This is a genomic window from Pseudomonas sp. GR 6-02 (assembly GCF_001655615.1).
Lineage (GTDB): Bacteria > Pseudomonadota > Gammaproteobacteria > Pseudomonadales > Pseudomonadaceae > Aquipseudomonas.
The window spans coordinates 392,773-406,565 of record NZ_CP011567.1; the positions used below are offsets into that span (position 1 = coordinate 392,773).

Annotated in this window: 17 protein-coding genes and 1 pseudogene; 6 read left to right on the forward strand and 12 right to left on the reverse strand. The window is 59.9% G+C overall.

Annotation, left to right across the window (positions count from 1 at the left end):
* The first annotated feature begins 132 nt into the window (after positions 1 to 132).
* The 3 genes from PGR6_RS01725 to PGR6_RS01735 all read left to right on the forward strand — a co-directional run bounded on the left by PGR6_RS01725 (position 133) and on the right by PGR6_RS01735 (position 2,798).
* Positions 133 to 930, forward strand: a complete 798-nt coding sequence (locus PGR6_RS01725) for a transporter substrate-binding domain-containing protein (RefSeq protein ID WP_026286648.1) — start codon at positions 133 to 135, stop codon at positions 928 to 930.
* A gap of 181 nt (positions 931 to 1,111) precedes the next feature.
* Positions 1,112 to 2,071 (forward strand): amino acid ABC transporter permease, encoded by a 960-nt coding sequence (locus PGR6_RS01730; RefSeq protein ID WP_064615909.1) that lies wholly within the window; start codon positions 1,112 to 1,114, stop codon positions 2,069 to 2,071.
* On the forward strand, positions 2,064 to 2,798 hold the full coding sequence (locus PGR6_RS01735) for an amino acid ABC transporter ATP-binding protein (RefSeq protein WP_007936789.1): 735 nt from the start codon (positions 2,064 to 2,066) through the stop codon (positions 2,796 to 2,798). Before PGR6_RS01730 ends, PGR6_RS01735 begins: the two co-directional genes overlap by 8 nt.
* 84 nt (positions 2,799 to 2,882) lie before the next feature.
* On the opposite strand, the gene PGR6_RS30620 is transcribed toward PGR6_RS01735, so the two are convergent.
* The 11 genes and pseudogenes from PGR6_RS30620 to ubiE form a co-directional block, all read right to left on the reverse strand.
* Complete coding sequence (locus PGR6_RS30620; RefSeq protein WP_370695246.1) at positions 2,883 to 3,746, reverse strand: methyl-accepting chemotaxis protein; 864 nt, start codon at positions 3,744 to 3,746, stop codon at positions 2,883 to 2,885.
* Positions 3,738 to 4,799, reverse strand: a pseudogene (locus PGR6_RS30625) (methyl-accepting chemotaxis protein); the annotation flags it as partial. The pseudogene PGR6_RS30625 and the gene PGR6_RS30620, both read right to left, overlap by 9 nt.
* 274 nt (positions 4,800 to 5,073) lie before the next feature.
* Complete coding sequence (locus tag PGR6_RS01745) at positions 5,074 to 5,781, reverse strand: 16S rRNA (uracil(1498)-N(3))-methyltransferase (RefSeq protein ID WP_018929166.1); 708 nt, start codon at positions 5,779 to 5,781, stop codon at positions 5,074 to 5,076.
* Positions 5,778 to 6,572, reverse strand: a complete 795-nt coding sequence (gene tatC, locus PGR6_RS01750) for a twin-arginine translocase subunit TatC (protein ID WP_018929165.1) — start codon at positions 6,570 to 6,572, stop codon at positions 5,778 to 5,780. Before tatC ends, PGR6_RS01745 begins: the two co-directional genes overlap by 4 nt.
* Positions 6,569 to 7,000, reverse strand: a complete 432-nt coding sequence (tatB, locus tag PGR6_RS01755; RefSeq protein WP_028939612.1) for a Sec-independent protein translocase protein TatB — start codon at positions 6,998 to 7,000, stop codon at positions 6,569 to 6,571. Before tatB ends, tatC begins: the two co-directional genes overlap by 4 nt.
* 10 nt (positions 7,001 to 7,010) lie before the next feature.
* Positions 7,011 to 7,289, reverse strand: a complete 279-nt coding sequence (locus tag PGR6_RS01760) for a twin-arginine translocase TatA/TatE family subunit (RefSeq protein ID WP_018929163.1) — start codon at positions 7,287 to 7,289, stop codon at positions 7,011 to 7,013.
* 24 nt (positions 7,290 to 7,313) lie between these two features.
* Positions 7,314 to 7,646 (reverse strand): phosphoribosyl-ATP diphosphatase, encoded by a 333-nt coding sequence (locus PGR6_RS01765; RefSeq protein ID WP_018929162.1) that lies wholly within the window; start codon positions 7,644 to 7,646, stop codon positions 7,314 to 7,316.
* On the reverse strand, positions 7,639 to 8,040 hold the full coding sequence (hisI, locus tag PGR6_RS01770; RefSeq protein ID WP_018929161.1) for a phosphoribosyl-AMP cyclohydrolase: 402 nt from the start codon (positions 8,038 to 8,040) through the stop codon (positions 7,639 to 7,641). Before hisI ends, PGR6_RS01765 begins: the two co-directional genes overlap by 8 nt.
* Positions 8,041 to 8,131: 91 nt before the next feature.
* Positions 8,132 to 9,736 carry a ubiquinone biosynthesis regulatory protein kinase UbiB gene (ubiB, locus tag PGR6_RS01775; RefSeq protein ID WP_018929160.1) on the reverse strand — a complete coding sequence of 535 codons (1,605 nt, stop codon included), beginning with the start codon at positions 9,734 to 9,736 and terminating at the stop codon, positions 8,132 to 8,134.
* A complete protein-coding gene (locus PGR6_RS01780; RefSeq protein ID WP_018929159.1) occupies positions 9,733 to 10,356 on the reverse strand; it encodes a ubiquinone biosynthesis accessory factor UbiJ in 624 nt (207 codons plus the stop codon). The genes ubiB and PGR6_RS01780 overlap by 4 nt, the downstream gene beginning before the upstream one ends.
* Entirely contained in the window at positions 10,356 to 11,126 is a 771-nt protein-coding gene (gene ubiE, locus PGR6_RS01785) for a bifunctional demethylmenaquinone methyltransferase/2-methoxy-6-polyprenyl-1,4-benzoquinol methylase UbiE (protein WP_007936800.1), read from the reverse strand. The genes PGR6_RS01780 and ubiE overlap by 1 nt, the downstream gene beginning before the upstream one ends.
* Before the next feature lie 154 nt (positions 11,127 to 11,280).
* Here ubiE and PGR6_RS01790 point away from each other — a divergent pair, with 154 nt between their 5' ends.
* The 3 genes from PGR6_RS01790 (at position 11,281) to PGR6_RS01800 (ending at position 13,050) form a co-directional block, all read left to right on the forward strand.
* The gene (locus tag PGR6_RS01790; protein WP_064615913.1) at positions 11,281 to 11,556 is read left to right on the forward strand and encodes a polyhydroxyalkanoic acid system family protein; all 276 of its coding nucleotides are present in this window, start codon (positions 11,281 to 11,283) and stop codon (positions 11,554 to 11,556) included.
* A 227-nt stretch (positions 11,557 to 11,783) separates the two neighbouring features.
* On the forward strand, positions 11,784 to 12,206 hold the full coding sequence (locus tag PGR6_RS01795) for a phasin family protein (protein WP_064615915.1): 423 nt from the start codon (positions 11,784 to 11,786) through the stop codon (positions 12,204 to 12,206).
* 10 nt (positions 12,207 to 12,216) lie between these two features.
* Positions 12,217 to 13,050, forward strand: a complete 834-nt coding sequence (locus tag PGR6_RS01800) for a phasin family protein (RefSeq protein ID WP_064615917.1) — start codon at positions 12,217 to 12,219, stop codon at positions 13,048 to 13,050.
* 89 nt (positions 13,051 to 13,139) lie between these two features.
* On the opposite strand, the gene PGR6_RS01805 is transcribed toward PGR6_RS01800, so the two are convergent.
* Positions 13,140 to 13,760, reverse strand: coding sequence for a TetR/AcrR family transcriptional regulator (locus PGR6_RS01805; protein ID WP_018929155.1), 621 nt, complete (start codon positions 13,758 to 13,760; stop codon positions 13,140 to 13,142).
* Positions 13,761 to 13,793 lie beyond the last annotated feature (33 nt).

Genomic DNA, 13,793 nt, shown 5'->3' on the forward strand with positions numbered 1-13,793 from the left:
AACGGCCGAGTGCGTTAGCATCCGTCCCCGAATTGGTGCGCCCGGACAACTTTCTGTTCGTATCTGCCGGTTTCCCAAAGGAAACCTGCGGTTTGCGTGCCTCACAATGCGATGGGTTTTGGGGACTTGAAGATGAAGAAGTATCTGTCGATGCTGCTGGTCGGCGTCACGGCATTGGTTGCAGTCAGCGCGGCGCAGGCCGGTGCCATCGATGACGCGGTCAAGCGCGGCACGCTGAAAGTCGGCATGGACCCGACCTACATGCCGTTCGAAATGACCAACAAGCGCGGCGAAATCATCGGCTTCGAAGTCGACATCCTCAAAGCCATGGCCAAGGCCATGGGCGTCAAGCTGGAAATGGTATCCACCGGCTACGACGGCATCATCCCGGCCCTGCTGACCGACAAGTTCGACATGATCGGCAGTGGCATGACCCTGACCCAGGAACGCAACCTGCGCCTGAACTTCAGCGAGCCCTTCATCGTGGTCGGCCAGACACTGCTGATCCGCAAGGAGCTGGAAGGCACCATCAAGTCCTATAAAGACCTGAATACCGCCGACTACCGCATCACCTCCAAGCTCGGCACCACCGGCGAGATGGTCGCCAAAAAACTCATTTCCAAAGCCAAGTACCACGGCTACGACAATGAGCAGGAAGCGGTGCTCGACGTGGTCAACGGCAAGGCTGACGCCTTCATCTACGACGCGCCTTACAACGTCGTGGCGGTGAACAAGGTCGGCAACGGCAAACTGCTGTTCCTCGACAAGCCGTTCACCTATGAGCCTTTGGCTTTCGGCCTGAAGAAAGGCGATTACGACAGCCTCAACTTCATCAACAACTTCCTGCACCAGATCCACGAAGACGGCACCTACGATCGCATCCATGACAAGTGGTTTAAAGACACCGCCTGGCTCAAGGACATGGAATAACACCGCCTTTGTGGCGAGGGAGCTTGCTCCCGTCCGACTGCGAAGCAGTCGTAAATCGATTGACTCGTTTTACCCGACGTTGCGCGGTGGCCGATTTCAGGGTTGCTGCGCAACCCAGCGGGAGCAAGCTCCCTCGCCACAGAGGGAGCGGGCGCCCTGATCGTTATGGATTTGCCTTTAAATGAAACAGAAAAAAGCCCAATGGCCCTGGCACGTATTAACCGTGCTGGTGCTGATCGGTCTGGCTGGCGCGTTGTACTACGCCACCTCGCTGATGTCCTACGAATGGCGCTGGAACCGTGTGCCGCAGTACTTCGCCTACCACGCCGAAGAGTCCCTGCGCGCGGCCGACATCTCCACCGTCAGCGAGCTGGTGCGCAAGGGCAGCAAGGCTGAAGTCACCCTGCGCAATGATGCAGGGGATGAGCAGCACCTGACGGTTGACGACAACAGCCTGCAAGTCGCGCAAGGCGATGATGTGGCCGAAGGCGATGTGATCGGCGTGACCCGGCATTGGGCCGCCGGCCCGCTGCTATGGGGGCTCTGGACCACGTTGTGGTTGTCCCTGGTGTCTGGCGTGCTTGGCCTGCTGATCGGCCTGGCCACCGGGCTGTGCCGCCTGTCGAACAACCCGACCCTGCGCGACCTCTCGACGATCTACGTCGAGCTGGTGCGCGGTACGCCGCTGCTGGTGCAGATTTTCATTTTCTACTTCTTCATCGGCACCGTGATGAACCTCTCCCGGGAGTTCGCCGGGATCGCCGCGCTGTCGCTGTTCACCGGTGCCTACGTGGCGGAGATCATCCGCTCTGGCGTGCAATCAATTGCACGCGGCCAGAACGAAGCGGCGCGCTCCCTCGGTTTGAGCGGTGGCCAGTCGATGCGCCACGTGGTGCTGCCACAAGCGTTCAAGCGTGTGCTGCCGCCGCTGGCCGGGCAGTTCATCAGTCTGGTCAAGGACACCTCGCTGGTGTCGGTGATCGCGATTACCGAACTGTTGAAAAGCGGTCGCGAAGTCATCACCACCTCGTTCTCGCCGTTCGAAATCCTGTTCTGCGTGGCTGGGCTGTACCTGTTGATCAACCTGCCGCTGTCGAAAATCGCCAGTCGGCTTGAGCGGAGGCTCGCGCAAAGTGATTGAAGTCCGCGATCTGATAAAAGTCTTCGACACCCGCGGCCAGGTGGTTCGCGCGGTGGACAACGTCACCACCCAAGTGGCGAAGGGCGAAGTATTGGTGGTGATCGGCCCGTCCGGTTCCGGCAAGTCGACCTTTCTGCGCTGCCTGAATGGCCTGGAAGCGTTCGACTCCGGTTCGGTGAGCATCGACGGTCTGCAACTGGCCGACCCGAAAACCGACGTCAATGCCTACCGCCGCGAAGTCGGCATGGTGTTTCAGCATTTCAACCTGTTCCCGCACATGACCGTGCTGGAAAACCTCTGCCTGGCCCAGAAAGTCGTGCGCAAGCGCGGCAAGAAGGAGCGCGAGGCCAAGGCCATGGTGTTGCTGGAAAAGGTCGGTATCGCTCAGAAGGCCCACGAGTTTCCATCGCGCCTGTCCGGTGGTCAGCAGCAGCGCGTGGCCATCGCCCGGGCGTTGGCGATGGAGCCGAAGGTCATGCTGTTCGATGAGCCGACGTCGGCGCTCGACCCGGAAATGGTCGGTGAAGTGCTGGATGTGATGAAGACCCTGGCCGTGGAAGGCATGACCATGGTTTGCGTCACCCACGAAATGGGCTTCGCCCGGGAAGTGGCGGACCGGGTGCTGTTCTTCGATCACGGCAAATTGCTGGAAGACGCCTCACCGGCCGAGTTCTTCGATGCACCGAAGGATCCCCGTGCGCAGGCGTTTTTGCGCCAGGTTTTGTAACCGCATCGCCCAAAAAAGATCGCAGCCTTCGGCAGCTCCTACTACAGGCTGCCGAATGCTGCGATCTTTTTGCTTTGTGTGGTGTTAAACCTTGAATCTGCCCACCAGCATCTGCAAATGCGTCCCCAACCGCGCCAGCTCGACGCTGGAGGCCGCGGTCTCTTCACTCGCGGCCGAGGTCTGCTCGGACACGTCACGCACGTTAAGCACGCTGCGGTTGATCTCTTCGGCCACCGAGCTCTGTTGCTCGGCGGCAGCGGCGATCTGCTGGTTCATCGACTGGATCGCCGACACGGTGCGGGTGATGCTCTCCAGCGAGCCGCCAGCGCGGCGGGTCAGTTCGACGCTGCTGTCGGTCAGGTTGCGGCTGTTGTCCATGATGGTCGCGACTTGCTGAGTGCCGGTTTGCAGGCCGACGATCAGCTCTTCGATTTCTTCGGTGGACTTCTGGGTACGCTGGGCCAGGCTGCGGACTTCGTCGGCGACCACCGCAAAGCCACGCCCGGCTTCACCGGCGCGAGCGGCTTCGATGGCGGCGTTGAGCGCCAGCAGGTTGGTTTGCTGGGCCACGGATTTGATCACGTCGAGCACGCTGCCGATCTTGTCGCTTTCGCGCTTCAGGTCGCCCATGGCAGCAGTGGAATTGCCGACTTCGAGGGCCAGGCGCTCGATCTGGGCGATGGCTTCGCCGACCACCCTGTCACCCTCGCGGGCCTGCTGGTCGGCGGCGACGGCGGCTTCGGACGCTTCCTCGGCATTGCGCGCGACTTCCTGCACGGTGGCGGTCATTTCGTGCATGGCGGTGGCCACCTGATCGGTTTCGACCTTCTGACTGTTGACCCCCGCGCTGGTCTGTTCGGTGACGGCTGACAGTTCTTCAGCGGCGCTGGCGATTTGGGTCACGCCGTCGCTGATGCCGCCGATCAGCTCCCGCAGACTGACGACCATCCGCTGAAGGGTGCTTTGTAATTGACCCAGCTCGTCGCTGCGAGCGACCTCAAGGTTATGGCTCAGGTCGCCCGAGGCGACACGTTCGACAGCAGTCAAAGTCTGTTGCAGTGGAACGACGATCTGCCGCGTAATGACCGAGGCGGCGAGGAGGCCAAACGCTAACGCCAAGACGGTCACGATGATCAGCGTGCTTTTTGCCTGGGCCGTCTCTTGGTCACGGATGTCGGTTTGCGAGCGGGTCAACTGTGCGCTCAGGTCATTCAAACGGATCTCCTGATCCACCATCTTCTTGAGGGCTGTGGCGCTGGCCACCTGCGAGTCGCGGAACTGGCTGACAGCGGCGCGGTAGCCTTTAAGCGATTCGGTGGCTTGTTGCAGGTTGGCGGTGTGCTGTTCCGGCAGTTTGCCCGGCAGGCTTTCAAGGTTTTTCAGGGCATTGTCGATGGCATCCAGCGCCGGTTGCTCGGCTTCGGTCTTGCCGCTGTAGGTGTAACCGCGAACCTGGAAGCGCGCTTGTTGGATCAGTTTGCTCAGCTCGACCACGCTGTTGAATTGAGCGACGCTATCACCTTGCAGCAAGGACTTTTCGACTTCTGAGACCCTGGCCGCGGCGTTGTCGGCGGTGGCGCCGAGCTTGGATCGGGCCGATTCGCGGTTCTGCGTCGCTTGGGTCATGTCGGCAAAGGCGCGTTTGTACTCACCGATGGCGGCCAGTTGCTGATTGAGCATTTCCTGATTCACAGGGCGCACAAACAGTTTGAGGGCGAGCTGTACGCCATCATCGAGCTTGCCCAGGAGTTCGCTGACGGCTGCCGGACCTTGTTCGCCACGGCGCATTTCGTAGTCAACACGGGCGGTTCGCAAATCCTTGCTCAAGTTGTTGAGACTGGCGATGTGACTCTGCTTGTCTGCGCGAGTGATCACACCGCTCAGGCTATTCCAGCCAGTGAAGGTGATCAGGAGAGTCATGAGCAGCACGAGGCCAAAGCCGACACTCAACTTGTGATTGACGCTTACGTTTCCCAGTTTTTCGGCTAGCCAACGGTACATGCTGCAACTCCCCTCGGACCATTATTCGGTTTTATGGGGACTGTATCGGCAGGCAGGCGAGATTCTGTAGGCGCGGCGCAATGCTCGGGCGGTGAGGGGTTTGCCCTGATGTTAAGAAATTTGAGCGACGGAGATCCTGTAGGAGCGAGGCTTGCCCGCGAAGAACGATAACGCGTAATGCCTGAAAGACCGCGGTGCATTCTTCGCGGGCAGGCCTCGCTCCTACAGGGTCCGTGGCTTAACTTACCGGCATTAGGACAAGCCCCGTTTGATTTTAAAACAGGCGCGAAAGCAGTGCAGTGACGGCTGTTTCGACCCGCAGGATGCGCTCGCCGAGCTGCACCGGTTGCAGGCCGGCCTTGGCCAGCAGGTCGATTTCGTAAGGAATCCAGCCGCCTTCGGGGCCGATGGCCAGGGTCACGGGTTCGTCCAGGCCACGGGGGCAGGGCGGGTAATTGCCGGGATGACCGACCAGGCCGAGAGTGCCTTCAGTGATTGCTGGCAGGCGATCTTCGACAAAAGGTTTGAAACGCTTCTCGATGACGACCTCTGGCAGCACGCTGTCCCGGGCTTGCTCAAGCCCCAGGATCAATTGCTCGCGAATCGCCTCAGGTTCCAGGAACGGGGTTTGCCAGAAGCTCTTCTCGACGCGATAGCTGTTTACCAGAACGATTCGTGGCACACCCATGGCGGCCACGGTCTGAAACACCCTGCGGAGCATTTTCGGGCGTGGCAGGGCCAACACCAGGGTCAGTGGCAGCTTGGCTGGTGGCGGCTGGTCGAGGGTGACGCGCAACTCGGCTTCGTCAGCGTCCAGGCGCAGCACTTCGGCGGCACCCATCAGCCCGCCGATACGCCCGACGCGCATGCTGTCACCCACTTCACAGCGGTGGACTTCCTGCATATGGGTCAAGCGGCGATCGCGCAGGATCGCCCGGTCGGCCGCAATGAAATCGGCCTCCTCGAGGAGCAGCAGGTTCACGCTTGGGTCGCTGGCGGCTGATCGTTGTGATCGTCAGCCGGTTTTTCGTCCGGGTGCTCGCCGCGTTTGCTGATCAGGCTGCCGAACAGGACGCCGATCTCGAACAGCAACCACATTGGTACGGCCAACAGCGTCTGCGAGAAGATGTCCGGCGGCGTCAGGATCATGCCGACCACGAAGCAGCCGATGACCACATACGGGCGGATTTTCTTCAGGTAGGCGACGTTGACCACGCCGATCCACACCAGCAGCACCACGGCCACCGGGATCTCGAACGCCACGCCGAAGGCGAAGAACAGCGTCATGACGAAATCGAGGTAGCTGGTGATGTCGGTCATCATTTCCACGCCGGCCGGGGTGGCAGCGGCGAAGAACTTGAAGATCAGCGGGAACACCAGGAAATAGGCGAAGGCCATGCCGGTGTAGAACAGCAGGATGCTGGAGACCAGCAACGGTACGGCGATGCGCTTCTCGTGCTTGTACAGGCCTGGCGCGATGAACCCCCAGATCTGATGCAGGATCACCGGGATTGCCAGGAACAGCGAGACCATCATGGTCAGCTTCAGCGGCGTCAGGAACGGCGACGACACGTCGGTGGCGATCATCGTCGCGCCGGCCGGCAGGTACTGGCGCAACGGCGTGGAGACGAAGGTGTAGATCTGCTGGGTGAAGGCGAACAACCCGGCGAAGATGATGAAAATCGCCGCTACACAGCGCAGCAGACGGGTGCGCAACTCGGTGAGGTGCGAGACCAGTGGCATGTGCTGGTCGTTTTCGGGGAGATCGCTCATGGGGCTCGCGGCGGCAAAGTGGTGTCGTGAGGCGCCGGGGTTGTCGGCGCAGCGGCAGGAGCAACAGGTTCTACTGGGCTGGCAGGCGCAGGTTCAGCAGCTGCAACCGCCGGCGTGACTTCAGCTGTTGGCGCATGAATCGTCGGCGTCGCCACAGGTTCCACCGGCGTTGGCTCCTGCTGGGTCGGCGTGAAAATCTTCCGCGCCTCCTGCTCCAGGGACAGAATGTGCTCGTTGTGCAGTTGCCGGCGAATTTCGTCGGCACCGATTTCACGTTCAACTTCCTGTTTGATCGCGTTGAAGCTGCGCTTCAGCCGCCCGACCCACAGGCCAGCGGTGCGCGCAGCACCCGGCAGGCGCTCGGGGCCCAGCACCAGCAGGGCGACGAGGCCGACGAGCAGCAGTTCAGAGAAGCTGATACCAAACATTAGTCAGTGCTCACGAGTCTTTGCGGATCGGCTCTTCGACTTTTTGCGCCTGCACGTCGATGGTGTGCGGCGGGTTCACAGACGTTGTGGCCTGTGGCTGGGTCGGCGGAACCGGTTGGGCCGGAGTCGCTGTCGGGTCGGCCGGTTTCTCTTCGTCGTTCATGGCCTTGCGAAAGCCCTTGATCGACTCGCCCACGTCAGTGCCGAGATTTTTCAATTTCTTGGTGCCGAACACCAGCACCACGACAACCAGGATGACGATCCAGTGTTTCCAGTCAAAAATGCCCATGTTGCGTTCCTCTCTAATAATTATTCAGGCGGACGGACGCGAGGCTTTCTCGACGTGTCCGGACAGACCGAAGCGACGGTCCAGTTCATCGAGCACAGCCTGTGGATGTTGCCCCAACTGGGCGAGCATGACCATGCTGTGGAACCACAGGTCGGCGGTCTCGTAGATCACATCGCTGCAGTCACCGCTGATGGCGGCATCCTTGGCGGCGATAATGGTTTCGACCGACTCTTCGCCGACCTTTTCCAGAATCTTGTTCAAGCCCTTGTGGTACAGGCTGGCGACGTACGAGCTGTCGGCGGCGGCGCCTTTGCGTTCTTCCAGCACCTGGGCCAGACGGGTCAGGGTGTCAGTCATGAGTATGTCCTGCGCAATAGATAGCGTGCGGGTCTTTGAGAACCGGGTCGACGGTTTTCCAGTCGCCGTTCTCGAAAACGCGGTAGAAGCAGCTCTGACGGCCGGTATGGCAGGCGATGTCGCCGATCTGCTCGACCATCAGGATGATCACGTCAGCGTCACAGTCCAGGCGCATCTCATGCAGGATTTGCACGTGGCCGGACTCTTCGCCCTTGCGCCACAGCTTGCCACGGGAACGTGACCAGTAAATGGCACGGTTCTCGGCGGCGGTCAATTGCAGTGCTTCGCGGTTCATCCAGGCCATCATCAGGACGCGTCCGGTCTTGTGATCCTGGGCAATCGCGGGCACCAGGCCATCGGCGTCCCACTTGATCTCGTCCAGCCAGTTTTTCATCTTCGACTCCGACAGCGGGCTCTACTTCAATAGTTGAGGCCAATGTTCAAATTCAGCGTTCAAACAGTGTGCCAGCCGATGATCCAACTGGCTATCGGCGAACGACCAGATACAAGCCGATCGCCACCATGATTCCGGCGGGCCAATGCCCCAGTTCGTGCAACGGGCCACCGGCTGCGAGTATCGTGCCACCCGCCAGATGAGCGGTACCGAGCAGGCGCAGGAACACGTCGTCCTTGCGCCGGTGCCACGGAGGCGGCGGGTCGTTGGCGTGGGGTTGGGACATGCGCTCAAGCAGGTCGCGGGCCATGTTGGCCAGGTGCGGGAGTTGCTCGAACTGGCTCTGCACGTTGCCCAGCAAGGCTTTGGGGCTGACGCGCTCGCGCATCCAGCGTTCGAGGAACGGCTGGGCGGTGTTCCACAGATCGAGGTCCGGGTACAACTGACGACCCAGGCCTTCGATGTTCAACAGGGTTTTTTGCAGCAAGACCAACTGCGGCTGCACTTCCATGTTGAAGCGTCGAGCGGTCTGGAACAGGCGCATCAGTACCTGACCAAAGGAAATATCTTTCAACGGTTTTTCGAAGATCGGCTCGCACACCGTGCGGATCGCCGCTTCGAATTCGTTGAGCTTGGTTTCCGCCGGTACCCAGCCCGAGTCGATGTGTAATTGCGCGACACGCCGGTAGTCACGCTTGAAAAACGCGAACAGGTTGCGCGCCAGATAGTCCTGGTCTTCCGGGGTCAGGCTGCCGACGATGCCGCAGTCGATGGCGATGTACTGCGGGCTCCAGGGCTGCACGGTGCTGACGAAAATGTTGCCGGGGTGCATGTCGGCGTGGAAGAAGCTGTCGCGGAACACCTGGGTGAAGAAGATCTCCACGCCACGCTCGGCGAGCATTTTCATGTCGGTGCGCTGGTCGGCCAGGGTCGCGAGGTCGGTGACCTGAATCCCGTAGATGCGCTCCATCACCAGCACTTTCGGTCGGCACCAGTCCCAATAGACTTGCGGCACATACAGTAGGGGCGAACCGTCGAAGTTGCGCTTCAACTGGCTGGCGTTGGCGGCTTCGCGTAGCAGGTCGAGTTCGTCGTAGATGGTTTTTTCGTAATCACTGACCACGTCCACCGGGTGTAGCAGACGGGCGTCGGCCGAGAGTTTTTCCGCGGCGCGGGCCAGAATGAACAGCCATGCCAGGTCCTGGGCAATCACCGGTTTGAGGCCCGGGCGGATCACCTTGACCACCACTTCTTCACCGGTTTTCAGCTGCGCGGCATGCACCTGCGCCACCGAAGCCGAGGCCAGCGGTTCGACGTCGAAACGAGAGAAGACTTCACTGATCTTTTTGCCGAGCTGCTCTTCGATCAGCCGGACCGACACTTGTGAGTCGAACGGCGGCACGCGGTCCTGCAACATCATCAACTCATCGGCGATGTCTTCGGGTAGCAGGTCGCGGCGTGTCGAAAGGATCTGGCCGAACTTGATGAAAATCGGCCCAAGGTCCTGCAACGCCAGGCGCAATCGTGCGCCACGGCTCAGGTCCAGGGGCTTGCGCGGGAACCAGCGCCACGGCAAGGCATAGCGCAGCGCCAGCAGAAACCAGGGCAATGGCAGGGCGAACAGCAGGTCATCGAGGCGGTAGCGGATCACGACGCGCTGGATGCGCAACAAACGGCGGACGGCAAGCAGCTTCATGCGTTATCGCTTGGGTCGAGGGATCGGGAAAGGCGCTCGAAACGCGCCTCGAGACGTTCCAGATCGAGTTTGATCTGGTCCAGTTCACTGAAACGGGCTTCGGCTTCGCGCTGACCGACCAGGGTGCGCGATTCTTCGGCCAGGTATTCGCCCAGGTTCTGGTTGAGGCTGGCGAACCCTTGCTGATACCAGCGTGCGCGGCTGCGCAGATGACCTCCGACCAGTTGCGTGGCCACAGGCCCCAGCCAGCGCGAGAGTTCATACTCCCAGTCCAGCTCCAGGTCCTGAAGGACCGCCGCCAGTTCCAGCAGCACGCCGCTGTCGCCGTCGAGTTCGACTTCCGGGGCATGCAGCACCGACGTCTTGTCTTTGCTCGTCGCCAGTTTCAGCAGGCTTGAGGCCGGTGCGCGCAAGGTGCAGTCGGCACCGGTTTCCCAGTGGGACGCCAGCATCAGGCCTTCATCGCTGGGCAGGATGAACAATTGCAACGCCGGGCTGCGGCAGTCGACGGCAATCACCTTGCCACTCAAATGCGCCAGCCGCGGCAGCGCCGTGCTGTCGAGACGCAGCACCCGGTTCAGACCGAGTTCAACGCTGGCGAGCAGGCCGGCCAGCAACATCAGGGTTTGATGCCACGGTGCAGGGCGACGATGCCTGCGGTCATGTTGTGGTAGGTCACGCGGTCGAAACCGGCCTCGACCATCATCGACTTCAGGGTTTCCTGATTCGGGTGCATGCGGATCGATTCGGCCAGGTAGCGATAGCTTTCCGAATCATTGGTGATCAGCTTGCCCATCAACGGCATGAAGGCAAACGAATAGGCATCGTAGGCTTTGGACATCAGTGCGTTGGTGGGTTTGGAGAACTCCAGCACCAGCAGGCGACCGCCGGGCTTGAGCACGCGCAGCATCGAGCGCAGGGCGTCTTCTTTATGCGTCACGTTGCGCAGGCCGAAAGCGATGGTCACGCAGTCGAAGTGGTTGTCCGGGAACGGCAGCTTTTCAGCGTCGGCCTGGACGAATTCGACGTTGCCGGACACACCCAGATCCAGCAGGCGGTCACGACCGACCTTGAGCATGGATTCGTTGATGTCGGCCAACACTACCTGACCAGTTGGCCCCACAAGATGCGAAAACTTTTTGGTCAGGTCGCCAGTGCCGCCGGCGATGTCCAGCACGCGGTTACCGGCACGCACGCCCGACAGTTCGATCGCGAAACGCTTCCACAGACGGTGCATGCCGCCCGACAGGAGGTCGTTCATCAAGTCGTACTTGGCGGCTACCGAGTGGAAAACCTCAGCGACTTTTTCCGCTTTCTGGCTTTCCGGAACGTTTTTGAAGCCGAAGTGAGTGGTGGGTTCGGCATCGCTGCCTTTGCGCTGATCAGTCATATCGCTGTCACCAAAATAGAATGCGGGACATTCTAATCCCGGTGGCCTGCTTTGTCTTGGCAAGGCTGAAGGTAAGATATAGAGAAACCGGGACGTTTTGACGCAGTAACGGTCAAGATGCTTCAGGAAGTGTCCATAAAGCAGGAGTCATTCGATGGCCCATATTAGTGTTGAGCGTGCCCATGGCCTGGGTAAGGAAGCGGCCCGTGAGAAGGCCGACAAGTTGGCGCAGAAACTGTCCGATCAATATGGCCTGGAGCCACAGTGGTCTGGCGACACGCTGAACCTCAAGCGCTCCGGTGTGAAAGGGGCGGTGCATGTGGGCGAGGATTCGATCCGGGTTGATGTCGAATTGGGGCTGTTGATGTCCGCCATGAGCAGCACCATCAAATCGGAAATCGAAAGGGCTCTCGACAAAGCCCTCGCGTGATGACGACCCGTAGGAGCGAAGCTTGCTCGCGAAGGCAGAGTTCCTGCCATCGAAGATGGTGCGGATGGACCGGCCCCTTCGCGAGCAAGCTTCGCTCCTACAGGTATTCCACGGCACGCAATTGTTGCGGTTGTTAGGGTGCCGTTTCTAATTTTTCTCCCTACTTTGTGCCTGAGCCCGACACTTTCGCGGGCAGTTCCTCAACCCTTCTGCGCGTGAGGTGGACCATGGCCAAAGTTATTGTGAAGAAAAAAGTCGACGTTGAGACCAACACTCTGAACGACGTCAAATCGTATGCCCGCAAGATCTGGCTGGCGAGCCTGGGTGCTTACACCAAGGTCGGTCAAGAGGGTGGCGAGTACGTTCAAGAGTTGATCAAGGCTGGTCAAGCTGTTGAAAAGAAAGGCAAAAAAGTAGTTGCTGAGAAACTTGAAGCGGCTAATGCCGAGATCGATGAAGCCAAGAGTGAAGTGAGTACTTTCAAAGGCAAAGTCGAACTTCAACTCGACAAAGTCGAGAAGGCTTTCGATACGCGTATCGCAAGTGCCTTGAATCGTATCGGCATTCCGTCTAAACATGACGTGGAGACACTCTCTGCTAAGCTCGATGAGCTGACAGCATTGCTCGAACGTGTCGCGCGTAAATCTTAAGGAGAACGGGATGGCTGGCAAAAAGAATACTGAAAAAGAAGGCAGCTCGTGGATCGGGAAGGTCGAAGACTACTCCCGCAAGATCTGGCTGGCTGGTTTAGGCGTGTACTCGAAGATTGATACTGACGGCAGCAAACTCTTCGATGCATTGGTTAAGGACGGCGAGAAAGCCGAGAAGCTCACCAAGAGCGCTGTCGGCAAGACTGTCGATGCTGCCAAGGACTCCGCTTCGTCGGCCAAGTCGCGCATCAGCGGCGTGAAAGATCGCGCACTGGGCAAGTGGGATGAGCTGGAAGGGGCTTTCGACAAGCGCCTGAACAGCGCCATTTCGCGCCTGGGTGTACCGAGCCGCAATGAAGTCAAGGCACTGCACAGCAAGGTCGATACCCTGACCAAGCAAATCGAAAAACTCACCGGTGCCAAGGTTGCGCCTGTTGCGGCGAAAACCGCGGCGGCCAAACCGGCAGCTAAAAGCGCTGCCAAACCATTGGCCAAGGCCGCAGCGAAACCTGCCGCCAAGCCGGCCGCCAAAACTGCTGCTGCGAAACCTGCAGCCAAAGCGGCCGCTAAACCCGCTGCTAAACCCGCTGCAAAAGCTGCCGCAAAACCAGCCGCTAAACCAGCGGCCAAACCTGCAGCTAAAACCGCAGCGGCCAAACCCGCTGCGGCGAAGAAGCCAGCAGTGAAAAAACCAGCCGCCCCGAAAGCGGCCGCTCCGAAACCAGCAGTGGCTGCCGCCAAACCGGCAACCCCGGTCAGTCCGGCGAACTCCGCCGCTGCGCCGACCCCTGCTGTAACCCCGACTATCGCACCGACTCCATCGGCGCCAACCAGTCAGTCCTGATTTCCAGGACGCAAAAAAACGCCCGGCCTGTAAAGGTCGGGCGTTTTTGTTTGTGCATGGATTCCAGAAGCCATCGAAGACCCACCGGGTCAGTTGTGCTCTTCGAGGTACTGCAACGCCAACCGCTCGGTCGCGACTTTGACCGGCGGCAACAAGTGCGGCGCCACCAGCATCATGATCTGGTACACCACCAGTCGTACTTCACCTTCACGGTCGAGAATCCGCTGATAGTCCAGCGAGAACAGCAATGTCATGGTGATTTGCTCCACCAGTTGCCCCAATGCCTGAGTGTCGCTGACCAACTGCCCCTGAGCCTTCAACTGTGCCAGCAATGAAGCCAGTGTGCGCTTCAACGCATTGAGCAGGTTGCGTATCCCCTTGGCCAGTTTCGGCAGGCGGCCGGCAAGGTTCGACAAGTCCTGGAACAGAAACCGGTATTGGGCCAGGCGTTCGACGATCAGGTGCAGGAACAGCCAGTAATCTTCGGGTGCCAATTCCACATCGGACGGTGGGTCGAGCAAGGGCGTCAGTTCGGTCTGGAAGCGTTCGAACAGCCCCAGGATCAGCGGCTCCTTGCCGTGGAAGTGGTAGTAGAGGTTGCCCGGGCTGATGCCCATTTCGTTGGCCACCTCCATGGTGGACACGTTCGGTTCGCCCTTCTGATTGAACAACTGCAGGGCACATTCGAGAATCCGGTCGCGGGTTTTCATCCAGTCTTCTTAATGGTCGAGTCAGGCCACGGC